The sequence below is a fragment of the Pseudomonas sp. GV047 genome (assembly GCF_003058245.1).
In the GTDB taxonomy this organism is placed as follows: Bacteria; Pseudomonadota; Gammaproteobacteria; order Pseudomonadales; family Pseudomonadaceae; genus Aquipseudomonas; species Aquipseudomonas marginalis.
In genome coordinates, this window is sequence record NZ_QCWA01000013.1 from 61,093 (window position 1) to 77,579 (window position 16,487).

General features: G+C 60.7%; 13 protein-coding genes and 2 tRNA genes. 9 read left to right on the forward strand and 6 right to left on the reverse strand.

Annotated features, from left to right (window positions below; translation table 11 throughout):
- The first annotated feature begins 2 nt into the window (after positions 1 to 2).
- Positions 3 to 722, forward strand: coding sequence for a phosphatase PAP2 family protein (locus tag C8K58_RS26545; protein ID WP_108574627.1), 720 nt, complete (start codon positions 3 to 5; stop codon positions 720 to 722).
- A 79-nt stretch (positions 723 to 801) separates the two neighbouring features.
- Here C8K58_RS26545 and groL read toward each other — a convergent pair whose 3' ends face one another.
- The 5 genes from groL to C8K58_RS26570 form a co-directional block, all read right to left on the reverse strand.
- The gene (gene groL, locus C8K58_RS26550; protein ID WP_027605479.1) at positions 802 to 2,448 is read right to left on the reverse strand and encodes a chaperonin GroEL; all 1,647 of its coding nucleotides are present in this window, start codon (positions 2,446 to 2,448) and stop codon (positions 802 to 804) included.
- A 50-nt stretch (positions 2,449 to 2,498) separates the two neighbouring features.
- The gene (gene groES, locus C8K58_RS26555; RefSeq protein ID WP_003175874.1) at positions 2,499 to 2,795 is read right to left on the reverse strand and encodes a co-chaperone GroES; all 297 of its coding nucleotides are present in this window, start codon (positions 2,793 to 2,795) and stop codon (positions 2,499 to 2,501) included.
- Between the two features lie 247 nt (positions 2,796 to 3,042).
- Complete coding sequence (locus C8K58_RS26560) at positions 3,043 to 3,519, reverse strand: FxsA family protein (RefSeq protein WP_027605478.1); 477 nt, start codon at positions 3,517 to 3,519, stop codon at positions 3,043 to 3,045.
- Positions 3,520 to 3,585: 66 nt separating this feature from the next.
- On the reverse strand, positions 3,586 to 4,317 hold the full coding sequence (locus tag C8K58_RS26565; RefSeq protein WP_027605477.1) for a HugZ family protein: 732 nt from the start codon (positions 4,315 to 4,317) through the stop codon (positions 3,586 to 3,588).
- Positions 4,318 to 4,410: 93 nt separating this feature from the next.
- Complete coding sequence (locus C8K58_RS26570; RefSeq protein WP_027605476.1) at positions 4,411 to 5,418, reverse strand: DUF481 domain-containing protein; 1,008 nt, start codon at positions 5,416 to 5,418, stop codon at positions 4,411 to 4,413.
- A gap of 144 nt (positions 5,419 to 5,562) precedes the next feature.
- On the opposite strand from C8K58_RS26570, the gene C8K58_RS26575 reads away from it, so the two are divergent.
- The 4 genes from C8K58_RS26575 to C8K58_RS26590 all read left to right on the forward strand — a co-directional run bounded on the left by C8K58_RS26575 (position 5,563) and on the right by C8K58_RS26590 (position 10,345).
- On the forward strand, positions 5,563 to 5,925 hold the full coding sequence (locus C8K58_RS26575) for an MGMT family protein (protein ID WP_043293512.1): 363 nt from the start codon (positions 5,563 to 5,565) through the stop codon (positions 5,923 to 5,925).
- Between the two features lie 43 nt (positions 5,926 to 5,968).
- Positions 5,969 to 7,501, forward strand: a complete 1,533-nt coding sequence (locus C8K58_RS26580; protein ID WP_027605474.1) for an AmpG family muropeptide MFS transporter — start codon at positions 5,969 to 5,971, stop codon at positions 7,499 to 7,501.
- Positions 7,502 to 7,655: 154 nt separating this feature from the next.
- Complete coding sequence (locus C8K58_RS26585; RefSeq protein WP_092358356.1) at positions 7,656 to 9,371, forward strand: proline--tRNA ligase; 1,716 nt, start codon at positions 7,656 to 7,658, stop codon at positions 9,369 to 9,371.
- A 20-nt stretch (positions 9,372 to 9,391) separates the two neighbouring features.
- Complete coding sequence (locus tag C8K58_RS26590; RefSeq protein WP_065925011.1) at positions 9,392 to 10,345, forward strand: hypothetical protein; 954 nt, start codon at positions 9,392 to 9,394, stop codon at positions 10,343 to 10,345.
- Between the two features lie 68 nt (positions 10,346 to 10,413).
- Here C8K58_RS26590 and dinB read toward each other — a convergent pair whose 3' ends face one another.
- Positions 10,414 to 11,472, reverse strand: coding sequence for a DNA polymerase IV (gene dinB / locus C8K58_RS26595; protein WP_027605471.1), 1,059 nt, complete (start codon positions 11,470 to 11,472; stop codon positions 10,414 to 10,416).
- Positions 11,473 to 11,755: 283 nt separating this feature from the next.
- Here dinB and C8K58_RS26600 point away from each other — a divergent pair.
- The 4 genes from C8K58_RS26600 (at position 11,756) to C8K58_RS26615 (ending at position 16,367) form a co-directional block, all read left to right on the forward strand.
- Positions 11,756 to 11,832 (forward strand) — tRNA-Met (locus C8K58_RS26600).
- Between the two features lie 269 nt (positions 11,833 to 12,101).
- A tRNA-Met gene (locus tag C8K58_RS26605) sits at positions 12,102 to 12,178 on the forward strand.
- A 266-nt stretch (positions 12,179 to 12,444) separates the two neighbouring features.
- Positions 12,445 to 15,087, forward strand: coding sequence for a bifunctional lysylphosphatidylglycerol flippase/synthetase MprF (gene mprF, locus C8K58_RS26610; protein WP_027605470.1), 2,643 nt, complete (start codon positions 12,445 to 12,447; stop codon positions 15,085 to 15,087).
- Positions 15,087 to 16,367 (forward strand): virulence factor family protein, encoded by a 1,281-nt coding sequence (locus C8K58_RS26615; RefSeq protein WP_027605469.1) that lies wholly within the window; start codon positions 15,087 to 15,089, stop codon positions 16,365 to 16,367. Before mprF ends, C8K58_RS26615 begins: the two co-directional genes overlap by 1 nt.
- The last annotated feature ends 120 nt before the right edge of the window (positions 16,368 to 16,487 follow it).

Below are 16,487 nucleotides of genomic sequence, written 5' to 3' on the forward strand. Positions count from 1 at the left end.
CCATGGGCACAACCCCCGCCGTCCCCGTCTCCAAACCTCTCAACCTATGGCTCTGCCTGGGCATCCCCGGCGGCGCTGCGCTCCTATTGCTGCTGCTGGAGCTGACCTCACTGGACATGGACCTCGCCAAGCTGTTCTACAACGGTGCGGAGGGCGGTTTCATCGGACGTTACAGTTTCTTCCTCGAAGACATCCTGCATGATCGTGCCAAACAGTTGGTCATCCTGTTCTCGGTCCTGGCGATCCTGGGATTTGCCGGCACGTTTATTCTCCGACGGCTCAAACCCTATCGTCGTGAACTGGGCTGCCTGGTGCTGTCACTCGGGCTGGCGACCGCGTTTGTCGCTCCGCTGAAAACCATCACCGGCGTCCAGTGCCCGTGGAGCGTCCAGGAATTCGGCGGTCAGGAAACCTACAGCAAATTGCTGAGCCCTCGCCCGCCCACCGATAAACCCGGGCGCTGCTGGCCAGGCGGTCATGCCGCCACCGGGTTCGCCTTGTTTGCCCTGTTTTTTGCACTGCGTGACCGGCAGCCACGGGTGGCGCGCTACGCATTCATCTTCGCCGTCGGCTTGGGCAGCGTGTTTTCCGTCAGCCGCATGATGCAAGGCGCACACTTCTTTTCCCATAACGTGTGGACGGCAATTTTCTGCTGGCTGATCTGCCTGGGGCTGTATTGCCTGTTGCTGTACCGGCCCTCCACGCGCGCAACGCCCACCTGAAGCCAAAGACAGCGCCCACAAAAAAGCCCCGCCTGCATCACTGCAGGCGGGGCTTTTTCAGTACAGGGGTAAGGCTGGCTTACATCATGCCGCCCATGCCACCCATGCCGCCCATGTCTGGCATACCGCCGCCAGCCGAGCCTTCAGCCTTCGGCTTGTCAGCGATTGCAGCTTCGGTGGTCAGGATCAGACCACCGATGGAGGCTGCGGCCTGCAGCGCGGAACGAGTCACCTTGGTAGGGTCCAGGATGCCCATTTCGATCATGTCGCCGTAGACGCCAGTCGCAGCGTTGTAACCGTAGTTACCTTTGCCGTTCTTGACTTCGTTGACCACAACGCTTGGCTCGTCGCCGGAGTTGGCAGCGATCTGGCGCAGCGGTGCTTCAACCGCACGACGCAGCACAGCGATACCGACGTTCTGGTCAGCGTTGTCGCCGGTCAGGTTGGTCAGGGCTTCCAGGGCACGGATCAGCGCAACGCCACCGCCAGGTACCACGCCTTCTTCGACGGCTGCGCGGGTTGCGTGCAGGGCGTCTTCAACGCGGGCTTTCTTCTCTTTCATTTCAACTTCGGAACCCGCGCCAACCTTGATCACTGCAACGCCGCCGGACAGTTTGGCCAGGCGCTCTTGCAGTTTTTCACGGTCGTAGTCCGAGGACGTCTCGGCAACCTGGGCACGAATCTGAGTGATGCGCGATTGGATGTCGCCGTCAACGCCAGCACCGTCAACGATGATGGTGTTTTCCTTGGAGATGGTCACGCGCTTGGCGCTACCCAGGTTTTCCAGGGTGGCGCTTTCCAGGCTCAGGCCGATCTCTTCGGAGATAACGGTACCGCCGGTCAGGACGGCGATGTCCTGCAGCATGGCCTTGCGACGGTCGCCGAAGCCTGGAGCCTTGACGGCTGCGACTTTAACGATGCCACGCATGTTGTTCACAACCAGTGTCGCCAGGGCTTCGCCTTCAACGTCTTCGGAAACGATCAGCAGTGGGCGGCCGGCTTTGGCAACGGCTTCCAGCACTGGCAGCATTTCGCGGATATTGGAGATCTTCTTGTCGACCAGCAGGATCAGCGGGCTGTCCAGCTCGGCAACCATGGTTTCCGGCTTGTTGACGAAGTACGGGGACAGGTAGCCACGGTCGAACTGCATGCCTTCGACAACCGACAGTTCGTTTTCCAGGCCAGTGCCTTCTTCAACGGTGATCACGCCTTCTTTACCGACTTTTTCCATGGCTTCGGCAATGATGTCGCCGATGGAGCTGTCGGAGTTGGCGGAGATGGTGCCTACCTGGGCGATAGCCTTGGTGTCGGCGCAAGGCTTGGACAGGTTCTTCAGCTCAGCGACGATGGCGATGGTGGCCTTGTCGATGCCGCGCTTGAGGTCCATCGGGTTCATGCCGGCAGCAACGGCCTTGTAGCCTTCGTTGACGATCGCCTGAGCCAGAACGGTGGCGGTGGTAGTACCGTCGCCTGCGTCATCGTTGGCACGGGAGGCAACGTCTTTGACCAGCTGCGCGCCCATGTTTTCGAAACGGTCTTCCAGTTCGATTTCTTTGGCGACGGAAACGCCGTCCTTGGTGATGGTCGGAGCGCCGAAGCTCTTCTCGATGATCACGTTACGGCCTTTCGGGCCCAGGGTCGCTTTTACTGCGTCAGCCAGGATGTTGACACCGGTGAGCATTTTCTTACGGGCGGAATCGCCGAATTTAACTTCTTTAGCAGCCATGATCGATATTCCTTAAATACTTTGTAGTAACGGGAAAATGAGCGGGGAAATCAGTCTTCCAGAACGGCGAGAATCTCGTTCTCAGCCATAACCAGCAGGTCTTCGCCGTCGACTTTCACAGTGTTGCTGCCGGAGTAAGGGCCAAATACAACCTTGTCACCGACTTTAACGGCCAGCGCACGTACGTCACCGTTTTCCAGAGTCTTGCCTGGGCCTGCAGCGACGATCACACCGTGGTTGGCTTTTTCAGCAGCCGAACCTGGCAGAACGATACCGCCAGCGGTTTTCTTTTCTTCTTCGCTGCGACGGATTACGACGCGGTCGTGCAGAGGACGAAGCTTGCTCATTGTCGATCTCTCCTAATTGTGTTTTTCATCGGCCGGTATCGATACCGGCGGGTTGTATTCCGGCAGTGCCGGTCGCGGTTCGCTGGGCGAAACACGGAAGTCTGTCCGGTGTCGCCACCAGAAACCTTGCGGTGACCGTTACATAAGGGCGCATAAGCTTATTACAAGGGGCCGGCGATGATTTTTTTTGCGTCTGCCAGCCTATGAAAGCAGCACGGCACCCGAAGGTGCCGTGCCAGTGAAGCGGTTATTTGCTGTCGCGGTGTTCGAACTCGCCTTCGATCACGTCGCCTTCTCGCCCCAACGGTTGGCGCGGAGCCGGGCCGCCACGGGGTTGCAGGTCGTCGGCGAACGCACGTTGGCGAAGAGCGGCCTCTTCGGCGCGCTGGCGCATCTTGCCCGCCAGCAATTTGCGGGTGAACGGCAGCAGCATCACCAGGCCCACTACGTCGCTGATAAAGCCGGGCAGGATCAACAGGCCGCCCGCCAACGCCATCATCAGGCCTTCGAGCATGGTCTGGGCCGGCAGTTCGCCGCGGTTCAGGCTCTCACGGGCGCGCAGCGCCGTGGCCAGGCCGGCGACACGCAGCACCAGGACGCCGAGCATCGAGCCGAGAATGATCAGCAACAGGGCCGGGAAAAACCCGATCGCACCGCTGACTTGAACGAATACGAACAGCTCCAACACCGGGAACAGCAGAAAGAGCAATAAAAAAGGGCGCATCAAAAGGTTCCTCAACGCAAGAATGCCTTGCCAGTCCACCTTAGATGACGTCGCCGTTTCGTGAATTCAAGCTTCAGCGGCGGCTTTTTTCGGCCAGACCTCAGCGTGGGCCAATGAAACCAGGGCTTCGCGTACTTGTGTCGGCGTGTTGCAAGATGCCGCAAACGGCAGCCAGTGCAAAGCCTGGCCGATGCGCAGGTGCAGGCCTTCGCTGTCGATGCCGGCCAATTGCGCAGGTTCGAAAGCAGGCAAGCCGGCCAACTCGACGTAGTGGGCAATGGCCTTGGTGTGGTCGCTGTTCATGTGCTCGATCATGCTGCGCTCGGCCTTGCCCGCGAAGGGGTTGGCCAGGGTCAATTGGTCGATCCAGTGAATCGCGCCAAACCCGCCGATATAACGGTGGCGCACCGGCTTGAGCACCCAGAAATCGAAATCGTGGGCCTGGTGGTAGTTGGCCGAATCGGGGAAGTAGCGGTAATAGCGCTCGGCCGCTGCTTCGATGGCGGCCGGGTCCTCGAGTTTCTCGGCTTCGGCCAGGTAGGTCAGGCGCCCCACGGCCTGCACGTCATCCGCTTCGCGCTCGCCGACCAGCAGCGAGCACTTGGGATCTTTTTGCAGGTTATGGGTGTGCTGGGCAATACGGCTGATCAGGATCAGCGGGCGGCCCTGCTCGTCGAGGCAATACGGCACGACCGAGCCGAACGGAAAGCCGGGCATGGCCTTGGAGAGTGTGGAGAGAGCCCCACGGTATTCCTTGAGCAACAGCTCTCGGGCGTTCTTGGCAACCTGCGCGCTCAACGTATGACTCCTCGGGTATTCAGCCGCCCATAGCGTATGGGAATGGATCTCAACACAAGGTAATCAATCTACGCGCCGGTTGCCAGGGCTCGATTACCAGGCGACGCCGAAGCCTGCGGTATAGCGGGTTTTGCTCAGGCTGCTTTCCGAATCGCCGCTGATCACGTCGCGCTCGGCCTTGAGGTTGAGCGATGCCCACTCTGTGACTTTATAGCGCAGGCCCATTTCCGCATCCAGGGAGTACTCGGCCGGGCCGTCGATAGGCTTGCCCACCTCGCCATTGGTGAAGAACTCAACGGTCTTGCCCACCAGGTAGCGGTTGTAGTTCCACTTCATGGCCAGGGAATAGAAGTTGTCCTTGCCGCCATCGGCGTACTCGTAATCGGTGCGGTTGACCAGCGAGCCGAGGGAGAATGCCCCCAGCTCGTCGTCCCAGAACTGGTAGCCCGGGCCGGTACCGACGGTACGTTGGCGCGCCAGGTCTTCAACCTTGTCGCGTTTGTAGGTCAGGCGCCCCTGCCAGAACCAGTGCTCGGTGATGAAGCGGTCCAGGTCATACTCCAGCGCCCAGTTGTCGGTGGTGGTGACGTCGTCCTGGAACTCGCGGTTGTATTCGCCCTGCCCGGTATGGCGCCATTGGCCATGGCGCGCGGTGGTCTTGAAGTCGATGTCGTAGTCGTTGGTGTCTTTTTCGGCGCGCTTGTAGTCCAGCGCCATGTCGACATTGCCCTTCCACACCAGGTCTTCGATCACCGGCTTGGGCTTGATGATCTGCTGGATACTTGCCAGCTCGACGGTCTTGGGCGCCTCGCCATTGGCCAGCACCACCTTGCCATCGTCCGCCGCCTGCAGGGACTTGGCCTTCTCGCCGGTGTAGGCGTCCTGCTTGACCAGCAGCTCCTGGTCGCTCTCCAGGGTTTTCACCTGCTTCCAGTCCACCGGAATGGCGCCGGCGTAGTCGGTCTGGATCAGCAGCTTGCCACCGTCGAAGACCTTGATCTTGCCGGTCAGGCGGTCACCGTTTTTTAACCAGACGGTATCGGCCAGCAGGGGCGTGGAGGCACTGAAGACAGCGAGGCACAGCAGGGTTCTGGACAACATAAGCGGATGGGGAGCTCAAGGTTGGCGAAAAGGGGCGATTATCGTGTTAGATAGCTAGGACTGACTCAAGGATTTGTGTTGAGTTCAATTCTCAACAGCATACTTACAGACGTTTCTTACAAAAGACCGACGATCCCAACGGATATGCCCACAGTGAATCAGCCTGCCGATGCCCCGCAAACCCCCGCCGAAATGCGCCGCACCGCGCTGTACCTGACCCTGGCGCAAGTCCCCGCCGGTTGCGTGGTGAGTTACGGCGAGCTGGCGCAACTGGCCGGGCTGGGGCGCGCCGCGCGCTGGGTGGGTCGTACCTTGAGCCAACTTCCCGAGGGCACCACATTACCCTGGCATCGTGTGCTGGGTGCCGGTGGTCGGATAAGTCTGCCGGTGGGCAGCGCCTCGGGCGACGAGCAACGGGCGCGCTTGCGCGATGAGGGGGTCACGGTGCGCAACAATCGCGTGGATATTCAGCGCCATGGCTGGCGCCCGGTAGAGCACAGCGGTTAGAGTGCGCGCTTTGTTTCCGTGAATCTGAGGCAGACTCCAGCCCATGCCCCGTAAAACCTGGCGCGCCGCGCTCGCCGCCTATGCCAGCCCCTCGACGTTAGTGCTGTTGTTGCTCGGCTTTGCCGCCGGCTTGCCTTACATGTTGGTGTTCTCGACGCTTTCGGTGTGGCTGCGTGAGGCCGGTGTGGCCCGCGAGACCATCGGCTATGCGAGCCTGATCGGTTTGGCGTATGCCTTTAAATGGGTCTGGTCGCCGCTGCTCGACCAATGGCGCCTGCCACTGCTCGGTAAACTCGGACGTCGTCGCTCCTGGCTGGTGCTTGCACAGTCGCTGGTGATCCTCGGATTGATCGGCATGGGGTTCTGCGACCCGCAGAAACACCTGTCCTGGCTGATCGCTATTGCCGTCGTGGTGGCCTTCGCTTCCGCCACCCAGGACATCGCGGTCGACGCCTATCGCCTGGAAATCGCCGACGACAGCCGCCAGGCTGCCCTGGCCGCCAGCTATATGTCCGGCTACCGCATCGCCGCCCTGCTGGCCACGGCCGGTGCGCTGTTCTTTGCCGAAGGCTTCGGCTCCACCGGCTTCAACTATAAGCACTCGGCCTGGACCGGTACCTATGTGCTGTTCGGCGTGCTGATGATCCCGGCGCTGCTGACCACGCTGTTCATGCGCGAACCGAATGTACCGCTGCGCACCCAGTTGCAGGCCGGGCGCTATAGCTTCGTGCATCAACTGGTGTCGGTGTTTGTGCTGATCGTGTTGCTGGTATCCGTACCGGCGATGTTCACCCAGTTGTTCAACACCGACTTCGCCAGCGTGCTGTTTCACGGCGTCAGCCTGTGGGACTTGCTGATGGACGACCGCGCGTTCCTGCGCGCCATTCTCTATATCATTCTCACCACGCTGTGCCTGTCGGCAATGGGCCGGCGGGGCCTGGCGCCGGTGCTCACGCCGGTCAACGACTTTATCCTGCGCTACCGCTGGCAGGCATTGCTGCTGCTGGGGCTGATCGCCACCTATCGTATGTCCGACACGGTGATGGGCGTGATGGCCAACGTGTTCTACATTGACCAGGGTTTTACCAAGGACCAGATCGCCGGGGTCAGCAAGATCTTCGGCCTGATCATGACCCTGCTCGGCGCCGGCATGGGCGGCCTGCTGATCGTGCGCTTCGGCATCCTGCCGATCCTGTTTATAGGCGGCGTGGCGTCGGCGGGGACCAACCTGCTGTTCGTGATGCTCGCCGACATGGGCCCCGACCTGCAGATGCTGATCTTTACCATCTCCCTGGATAACTTCAGCTCGGGCCTGGCCACGTCGGCATTCGTGGCCTACCTGTCGAGCCTGACCAACCTCAAGTTTTCCGCCACCCAATATGCGCTGCTCAGTTCGATCATGCTGTTGCTGCCGCGCCTGATCGGCGGGTACTCGGGGGTGATGGTGGAGAAGTTCGGGTACCACAACTTCTTCCTGATCACCTGCATGCTGGGCGTACCGACACTGCTGCTGATTGCGTTGCACTGGTATCAGGAAAATCGGCGGATGCGGTTGAATCCGCCGGTAGAGGACTGATTCTGGGGGCCCTTTAAAAGCCAGACCGCGGCGCCCCATCGCGAGCAAGCTCTGCGCCTAAAGACAGCCCTGCATTCTGATGCCTGTACGGCGGCAGTTTGCGCCCGTACAATCCCAAGTCATTTCAAGTTCAAGCAACCGACAACGGCCTACCATGCGTACCAGTCAATATTTGCTCGCCACACAGAAAGAAACGCCTTCCGATGCGGTCGTGATCAGCCACCAGCTGATGCTGCGCGCCGGCATGATTCGCAAACTGGCCTCGGGCCTGTACACCTGGCTGCCCATGGGCTTGAAGGTGATGCGCAAGGTCGAAGCCATCGTTCGCGAAGAAATGAACGCCGCCGGCTCTCTCGAAGTGTTGATGCCGAGCACCCAACCGGCCGAGCTGTGGCAGGAATCCGGGCGCTGGGAAGAGTACGGCCCTGAGTTGCTGCGCTTCAAGGACCGTCATGGCCGCGACTTCTGCGCCGGCCCGACCCATGAAGAAGTGATCACCGACCTGATGCGCAACGAGTTGAGCAGCTATAAACAGTTGCCTCTGAACCTGTATCAGATCCAGACCAAATTCCGCGATGAAATCCGCCCACGCTTCGGTTTGATGCGCGGCCGCGAATTCATCATGAAGGACGCCTATTCGTTCCACGCCGACCAGGCATCGCTGCAGGTCACCTATGACCGCATGCACCAGGCTTACTGCAATGTGTTCACGCGCCTGGGCCTGAAGTTCCGGGCGGTTGAAGCGGACAATGGCTCCATCGGCGGTGCCGGCTCCCACGAATTCCACGTGCTGGCCGAGTCCGGCGAAGACGATATCGCGTTCAGCAACGGTTCCGACTACGCGGCGAACATCGAGAAAGCCGAAGCCGTGCCACGGGAAACCTCCCGTCCAGCCCCGGCTGAAGAACTGCGCCTGGTGGATACGCCAGAGACCAAGACCATCGCGGCCCTGGTGGAGAAATTCAATCTGCCGATTGAAAAGACCATCAAGACCCTGATCGTGCACGCCGAAGAAGAAGGCAAGCTGATCGCCCTGGTGATCCGTGGCGACCACGAACTCAACGAAATCAAGGCCGCCCAGCAACCTGGCGTGGCCAGCCCGCTGGTCATGGCCAGCGATGCCGAACTGCGCGACGCCATTGGCGCCGGTGCCGGTTCCCTCGGCCCGCTGAACCTGCCGCTGCCGATCATCATCGACCGTTCGGTCGAGCTGATGAGCGACTTCGGTATCGGCGCGAACATCGACGACAAGCACTACTTCGGCGTGAACTGGGAGCGTGACCTGCCGGTGCCGACCGTGGCCGACCTGCGCAACGTCGTTGCTGGCGACCCAAGCCCGGACGGCCAGGGCACCCTGGAAATCAAGCGCGGCATCGAAGTCGGGCACATCTTCCAGCTGGGCAACAAGTACAGCAAGGCGATGAAGTGCGAAGTGCTGGGCGAGAACGGCAAGCCGATCACCCTCGACATGGGCTGCTACGGCATTGGCGTTTCCCGCGTGGTTGCCGCTGCCATCGAGCAGAACAACGACGAGAAAGGCATTATCTGGAGTGACGCCCTGGCGCCTTTCCAGGTGGCCCTGGTACCGCTGCGTTACGAAACCGAGCAAGTACGCGAAGCCACCGACAAACTGTACGCCGAACTCACGGCCGCTGGTTTTGAAGTGCTGCTGGATGACCGCGACAAGAAAACCAGCCCGGGCATCAAGTTCGCCGACATGGAGCTGATTGGCATCCCGCACCGGATCGTGGTCAGTGACCGCGGCCTGGCCGATGGCAATCTGGAATACAAGAGCCGGACCGAAGCCGAAGCCCAACCCTTGCCGGTGGCTGACGTGCTGTCTTTCCTCCAGGCGCGTATTCGTCGCTGAAAACCAGATCAAGAGAAGTCATGTTCAAGCGAAACACCAGAGCCCTGGGGGGCGCCGCCTTGTGCGGCGCCCTGCTGGTCAGCGGCTGCGCCAATCAGATGTCGCAACGCAGTGAGCACGAGGAGCGGGTCGAGCGTAAGTTGCTCGACCACAGCCTGCAGATCGATGTAGGCGAACCCAAAGTGCTGGAACTGCCGCAACGCCGGGTTCGCATTCACGAGCAAAAGACCTTTGAGGTCACCGAATTCGAAGTTACCCGTCGTTACGATCGCTACACGCCTTACCAGCCCTGGCGCAAACTCTATGAGATGCCCCTGGGTGCAGTGGCTTTGGTCGCGGGTGCGGGCGCCAACGTGGCGAACATCTTCGCCCTCGGCAACCTGCCGACCAGCATGACCCACGACTGGCTGACCTACGGCGTGGACGGTCTCAACCCGTTCATGAACGTGCAATCCCATGGGCGCGCGCAACAGAACCTGGCGGGTATCGATGAAGTCCAGCGCGACAAACGCGTGGAGTATTCGAGCCTGCCCTGGAGCGAGCGCCCGGTCCAGGTCACCGCCGGCAAACAGACCCATGAGCTGACCACCGACCGCAACGGCGTGCTGCGCCTGAACCTGTTGGACAGCCCGTTTGCCGAGCAGGACCTGAACCGCGTCACGACCTTGAAGATCAGCGTGGAAGATGGCCAGGACGACGTGCACTCGGACTCGACCCTGGCGATCAGCAGCACCCTGCGCGGCAAGTTGCTGGAAGCCCACGGCCTGATCTACGACGACCTGGAAGACGATGAAGTCAGCCAGTGGGTGCACCGGGTCAAGCGCCTGTCGGAGCTGGGCCTGGAGGAAGAAGCCAGCGAACTGGAACAAAGCCTGATCGAACTGACCCGCAATGATCCCGAGCTGCAGCAGGAATTCCTGCAGGCGTTGACCAAGGATGCAGGGCGGTTGGTGGCGGATCCCGGAGCACGCTGAGGCTTCGAAAACGCTGCAGATCCAAATGTGGGAGGGGGCTTGCTTCCTCCCACATTTTTTCCCGGCTTCTACCAGGAGAACTCTAACTGTTCGTTCCCGCCACTCAGGTCCAGCAGCCGCACCCCAATCCCCAACAACCGCACCGGTTTCCCACCGCGATTGAACGCCTGGGTCATCAACTGTTGATAACTCTCCAAATCCCGCGCCGCGCCCGCCTGCTCCAGCGTCGTCTGGGTAAAGTCATGGAACTTCACCTTAACGAACGGCTTGCCCGCCTTGTAGCTGCTGTCGATACGCGCCATGCGCCCTGCCAGGGTCTCCATCAACTCTGGAAGTTTCGCCAGGCAGCTTGAGAGATCCGGCAAATCCACATCGTAGGTATTTTCCACACTGATGGACTGCCGCCGGCTGTCGTTCTGCACCACACGTTCATCTATCCCACGGGCCAGGCTCCACAAGCGCTCGCCAAAGCTGCCGAACTCACGCACCAGCGCCAACTTGTTCCATTCGCGCAATTGCAGGCAGTCTTCGATGCCCAGGCGCGCCAGCTTGTCTGCCGTCACCTTGCCCACGCCGTGCAACTTGCTTACCCGCAGTTGGGAGACAAAGTCCTCGACCTGATCCGGGGTGATGACAAACAGGCCGTTGGGCTTTTTCCAATCACTGGCGATCTTGGCCAAAAACTTATTCGGCGCCACGCCGGCGGACACAGTGATGTGCAATTGGTTGGAGACCCGGCGCCGAATGTCCTGGGCGATGCGTGTGGCGCTGCCGCCAAAGTGCGGGCTGTCGGAGACATCCAGGTAGGCCTCGTCCAGCGACAGGGGCTCGATCAGGTCGGTGTAGTCGCGAAAGATCGTCTGGATTTCCTTCGACGCCTCCTTATAGGCATCCATGCGCGGCTTGACGATGGTCAGGTCCGGGCAGAGCTTCAGGGCATGCCGCGACGACATGGCGGAACGCACCCCATACGCCCGCGCTTCGTAGTTGCATGTAGCGATCACGCCCCTTCGATCTGCCGACCCACCTACCGCCAGGGGCTTTTGCGCCAGGCTCGGGTCATCGCGCATCTCAATGGCGGCGTAGAAGCAATCACAGTCAACGTGGATGATTTTGCGCTGCGTCATAAGTAGAAAGGCGGGTGTAATCCAACGGATGGCCAGTATCGCATTCACCCCTGTATATAGCACCAGTAGTTTGAATCTTCCGCCTGAGTGGTAGGAAATTTCCCAGATGAATTTATTTTCTCAATCGAAATCAGCCTTCCAATAGAGCTGAAACCCTTGGCCCCACTGGCCCGAACCCCTCAAACGGCTCTACATGGAGAGCTAACCGATTGAACCACAAGCGCTTTTCTTCGATTCAACGGTTGACACACTCGCGATCCTCTGTAGAATGCCGACACACAGACGCGGGATGGAGCAGTCTGGTAGCTCGTCGGGCTCATAACCCGAAGGTCGTCGGTTCAAATCCGGCTCCCGCAACCAAACATCAAAAAAGGCTACTCGAAAGAGTGGCCTTTTTTGTTTTAGCGAGCGGGCTTGCCCCGCGCTGGACTGGCAAGCAGCCCCACACAAGATAGTGTGCACTTCACCACGGACTGCTCCGCAGCCCGGCGCGGGGCAAGCCCGCTCACTACAAAAAGCGTTTTCAATCGCGAACTTAGGTTACATGTCAGCTATTTCACACTTATTTGACCCATCGGCTCATTAACGGTTGACACCTCGCCATCTGGCTGTAGAATGCCGCCCACAGACGCGGGATGGAGCAGTCTGGTAGCTCGTCGGGCTCATAACCCGAAGGTCGTCGGTTCAAATCCGGCTCCCGCAACCAAACATCAAAAAAGGCTACTCGAAAGAGTGGCCTTTTTTGTATCCGATGAAAAAGTTCTTCTGAAACAATGGTATGGCATCTTTCATGAAACCGTACGCGGTTTGTTGAGTCCATCTCATTGCACGCTATGCTTACGCCTCTACGACCAATGGCCGCAGTCGCCGCACCCGGTGATCCGCGTTAATATTTGTAATTATTTTGTCCATAGGGATTGGTAACTTGGCTGGATACCTCCATCCTGTCGCGCACAATCCACGAGGTGATTGATGCGCGCCAACTCGTCTGAACCACAAGACACCGTCACAGCAGAACAACCTATCGCCCCCACCCGCTTGCGCTGGCTGGATCTGTTGAGCAAATACCGGCAACCCATCGGGCTGGCCGTGACCTTGTTGCTGTTCGCAATCGCCCTGATCGCCTGTCGGCACCTGCTATTGGAGCTGGATCTCTACGCCCTCCACGACTCGATCCTGGAAGTGCCCAAACCCGCGTTGCTCGGTGCGTTCGCCGCCGCCGTCGCCGGGTTCGTCATTCTGCTGGGCTATGAGTTTTCAGGCGCACGTTATGCCGGGGTGAACCTGCCTGCCAAGACCTTGGCCCTTGGCGGCTTTACTGCCTTTGCGATCGGCAATGCCATTGGTCTGTCAATGCTCTCGGGCGGCTCGGTACGCTACCGTTTATATGCACGCCACGGCATCGGGGCTTCGGAAGTCGCCCACATGACCGTGTTCGCCAGCCTGGCACTGGGCTGCGCCCTGCCCCCGCTGGCTGCATTGGCCACGTTGAGCAACTTGCCGGCAGCGTCGACCTACCTGCATTTGCCACAAACGGTGCTCGGCGGCGTTGCCGGTGCAGTGCTGTTACTGTCGGCCATGTTGTGCATCGGCATCTATCGCCGCCGCCTGCCGGAACAACCCTACCCGGACAACCTGCTGGTAAAGGCCGGGCGTCGAACCCTGCGTCTGCCCGGTCGCCGCCTGACATTCCTGCAACTGATCATCACCGCACTGGACGTTGCCGCCGCCGCTACCGTCCTTTATATGCTGCTGCCGGAAGCACCGCCTTTCGGCCCGTTCCTGCTGGTGTATCTGCTGGCGTTGGCCGCCGGTGTACTCAGCCATGTGCCAGGGGGCGTGGGCGTATTCGAAGCCATCCTGCTCGCCGCATTCGCCGACAAGCTCGGCGCCGCGCCCTTGGCCGCCGCCCTGCTGCTGTACCGAATGATCTACGTGGTCCTGCCGCTGCTGATCGCCTGTGTGTTCCTGCTGGTCAACGAGGCCCAGCGCCTGTTCCAGACTCAGCAAAGCCTGCGGGTAGCCTCGGGTTTGGCGGCGCCGGTGCTGGCCGTACTGGTTTTTTTGTCCGGCGTGGTCCTGCTGTTTTCCGGCGCCACGCCAGAAATCGACTCACGCCTGGAAAACATCGGCTTCCTGATTCCCCACCGCCTGATTGACGCCTCGCACTTCGGTGCCAGCCTGATCGGCGTGCTGTGCCTGTTGCTGGCCCAGGGCCTGCGTCGACGCCTGTCGGCTGCGTGGATGCTGACCATGGTGCTGCTGCTGGTGGGCGCCCTGCTCTCGCTGCTCAAGGGCTTCGATTGGGAAGAAGCCAGCCTGATGACCATGACGGCGATACTGCTGGCGATCTTCCGCCGCTCGTTCTATCGCGCCAGCCGCCTGACCGAGCTGCCTTTCTCACCGCTGTACCTGGTAGCCAGCGTCTGTGTGCTGGGGGCTTCTATCTGGCTGCTGCTGTTCGCGTATCAAGATGTACCGTACAGCCATCAACTGTGGTGGCAGTTCACTCTCGACGCCAACGCCCCGCGCGGCCTGCGCTCGTTGCTGGGCGCCGCCGTGCTGCTGGTCATCGTCTCGCTGACCTGGCTGCTGCGCACCGCACGCCCGGTGATCCACCTGCCGACTCCCGAGGAGCTGGAACGCGCCAGCAAGATCCTGATGGCATCGTCGCAACCCGACGGCGGCCTGGCGCTGACCGGCGACAAGGCGCTGCTGTTCCATCCGAATGACGAAGCGTTCCTGATGTATGCCCGTCGCGGCCGCAGCCTGGTGGCCTTGTATGACCCGATCGGTCCGACCCAGCCCCGTGCCGAAATGATCTGGCAGTTCCGCGATCTGTGCGACATCCATCATGCACGCCCGGTGTTCTATCAGGTACGCGCCGAGAACCTGCCCTATTACATGGACATCGGCCTCACCGCGATCAAGCTGGGCGAAGAGGCGCGCGTCGACCTGAAACGCTTTGACCTGGAAGCCAAGGGCAAAGAGATGAAGGACCTGCGCTACACCTGGAACCGTGGCACCCGGGACGGCCTGTCCCTGGAGATCTTTGAACCCGGCACGGCACCGATGGATGAATTAAAAGTCATCTCGGACGCCTGGCTTACCGGTAAGAATGTGCGGGAAAAAGGCTTTTCCCTCGGACGCTTCAGCGACGACTACCTCAAGCACTTTCGTATCGCGATCATTCGCTTCGAAGGCCGCCCGGTGGCCTTCGCCAACCTGCTCGAGACCTACAACCACGACCTGGCCAGCCTCGACCTGATGCGCGCCCACCCGGATGCGCCCAAGTTGACCATGGAATTCATGATGGTCGGCCTGATTCAACACTATAAGAATCACGGCTACGCCCGCTTCAGCCTCGGCATGGTGCCGTTGTCGGGCCTGCAACCGCGACGCGGCGCGCCACTGACCCAGCGCCTGGGCTCGATGGTGTTCCGTCGCGGCGAGCAACTGTATAACTTCCAAGGCTTGCGCCGCTTCAAAGACAAGTTCCAGCCTGACTGGGAACCCCGTTACATGGCCGTGCCCGCAGGACTTGACCCGCTGGTGGCACTGGCCGATACCGCCGCCCTGATCGCGGGCGGCTTGACTGGATTGGTGAAACGCTGATGATTCGACGCTCCTGGCGGTATGTATTGGCCTTTGTAGTGCTGCTCGCCCTGGTCCTGGGTGGCGGCTTTTGGTTCTGGAACCGCCCTGCCCCGCAGCCGACCCTGGAGCAACTGCCCCAGGCCGACGGCTCGGTGATGACCCGCGTGACCCCGGCCGGCACCCCGAAAGCCCGCGTCGCGGTGGCGGTGATGGCTGACGAAACACTGACCGATAGCCAGTTGATTACCCTGAGCCAGGGCGGCAAGGCGCAGATCGTCCAGGTGATCCTGCCAAAGGATGACTGCAAGCTGCAGGAACAAGCGCTGCAAAGCGCCCTGGGCCAGCTCAAGGGCCCCGCGACCCTGGTCAGCGGCATCGGCCCTGGCGCCGCCCTCGCCTGGCGCTGGCTGGCCACTCAGAGCGACGACAAGGCCAACGCCATCTCCGTCGGCTTCGCGTTGGTGCAGGAAGGGTGCAAGGACCCACTGCCGAAAACCGCCGCACACGGTAATTGGTTGGTGGCCTGGAACGACAACCCTGACGATGAAAGCGCCAGTTTCGTACGTGACACCCCGCGCGCCACCACCAGTATCAGCGACTACGACATTCACTATCCGCAAGTGCTGAACAACGAACTGCGCAAGCAACTGGTGGGTTCGGACAACGGCGGCCTGGCGATTCCCGTGGTGGAAGTGCCGGCTGGCCAGGCCAAGGACACCGTGACGCTGTTCCTTTCCGGGGATGGCGGCTGGCGTGACCTCGACCGCGACGTGGCCGGCGAAATGGCCAAGATCGGCTACCCGGTGGTCGGCATCGACACCCTGCGCTACTACTGGCAGCACAAGACCCCGGAACAAAGCGCCAAGGACCTCACCGAGCTGATGCAGCACTACCGGCAGAAATGGGGCACCAAGCGCTTCGTGCTGACCGGTTACTCCTTCGGCGCGGACGTCCTGCCGGCGATCTACAACCGCCTGCCGGAAAACGAACAACAGCGTGTGGACGTCATCATCCTGCTGGCCTTCGCCCGCACCGGCAGCTTTGAAATCGAAGTGGAAGGCTGGCTGGGCAACGCCGGCAAAGAAGCCGCGACCGGCCCGGAAATGGCCAAGCTGCCGGCTGACAAGGTGGTGTGCATCTACGGTGCCGAAGAAGTCGACGAGAGTGGCTGCACCGACAAGACCGCCGTGGGCGAGGCGGTGAAACTGCCGGGCGGGCATCACTTCGATGAGAACTACCCGGCACTGGCCAAGCGTCTGGTAGACATCATCGTGAAGCATCAGGCCAAGTCCGAGTAATTCCGGGCGGTACGCCAAACAAACTGTGGGAGGGGCTTGCCCCCGATAGCGGTAGGTCAGTCACAGCATTGTTGACTGACACTCAGCTATCGGGAGCAAGCCCCTCCCACAGTTTTTTGC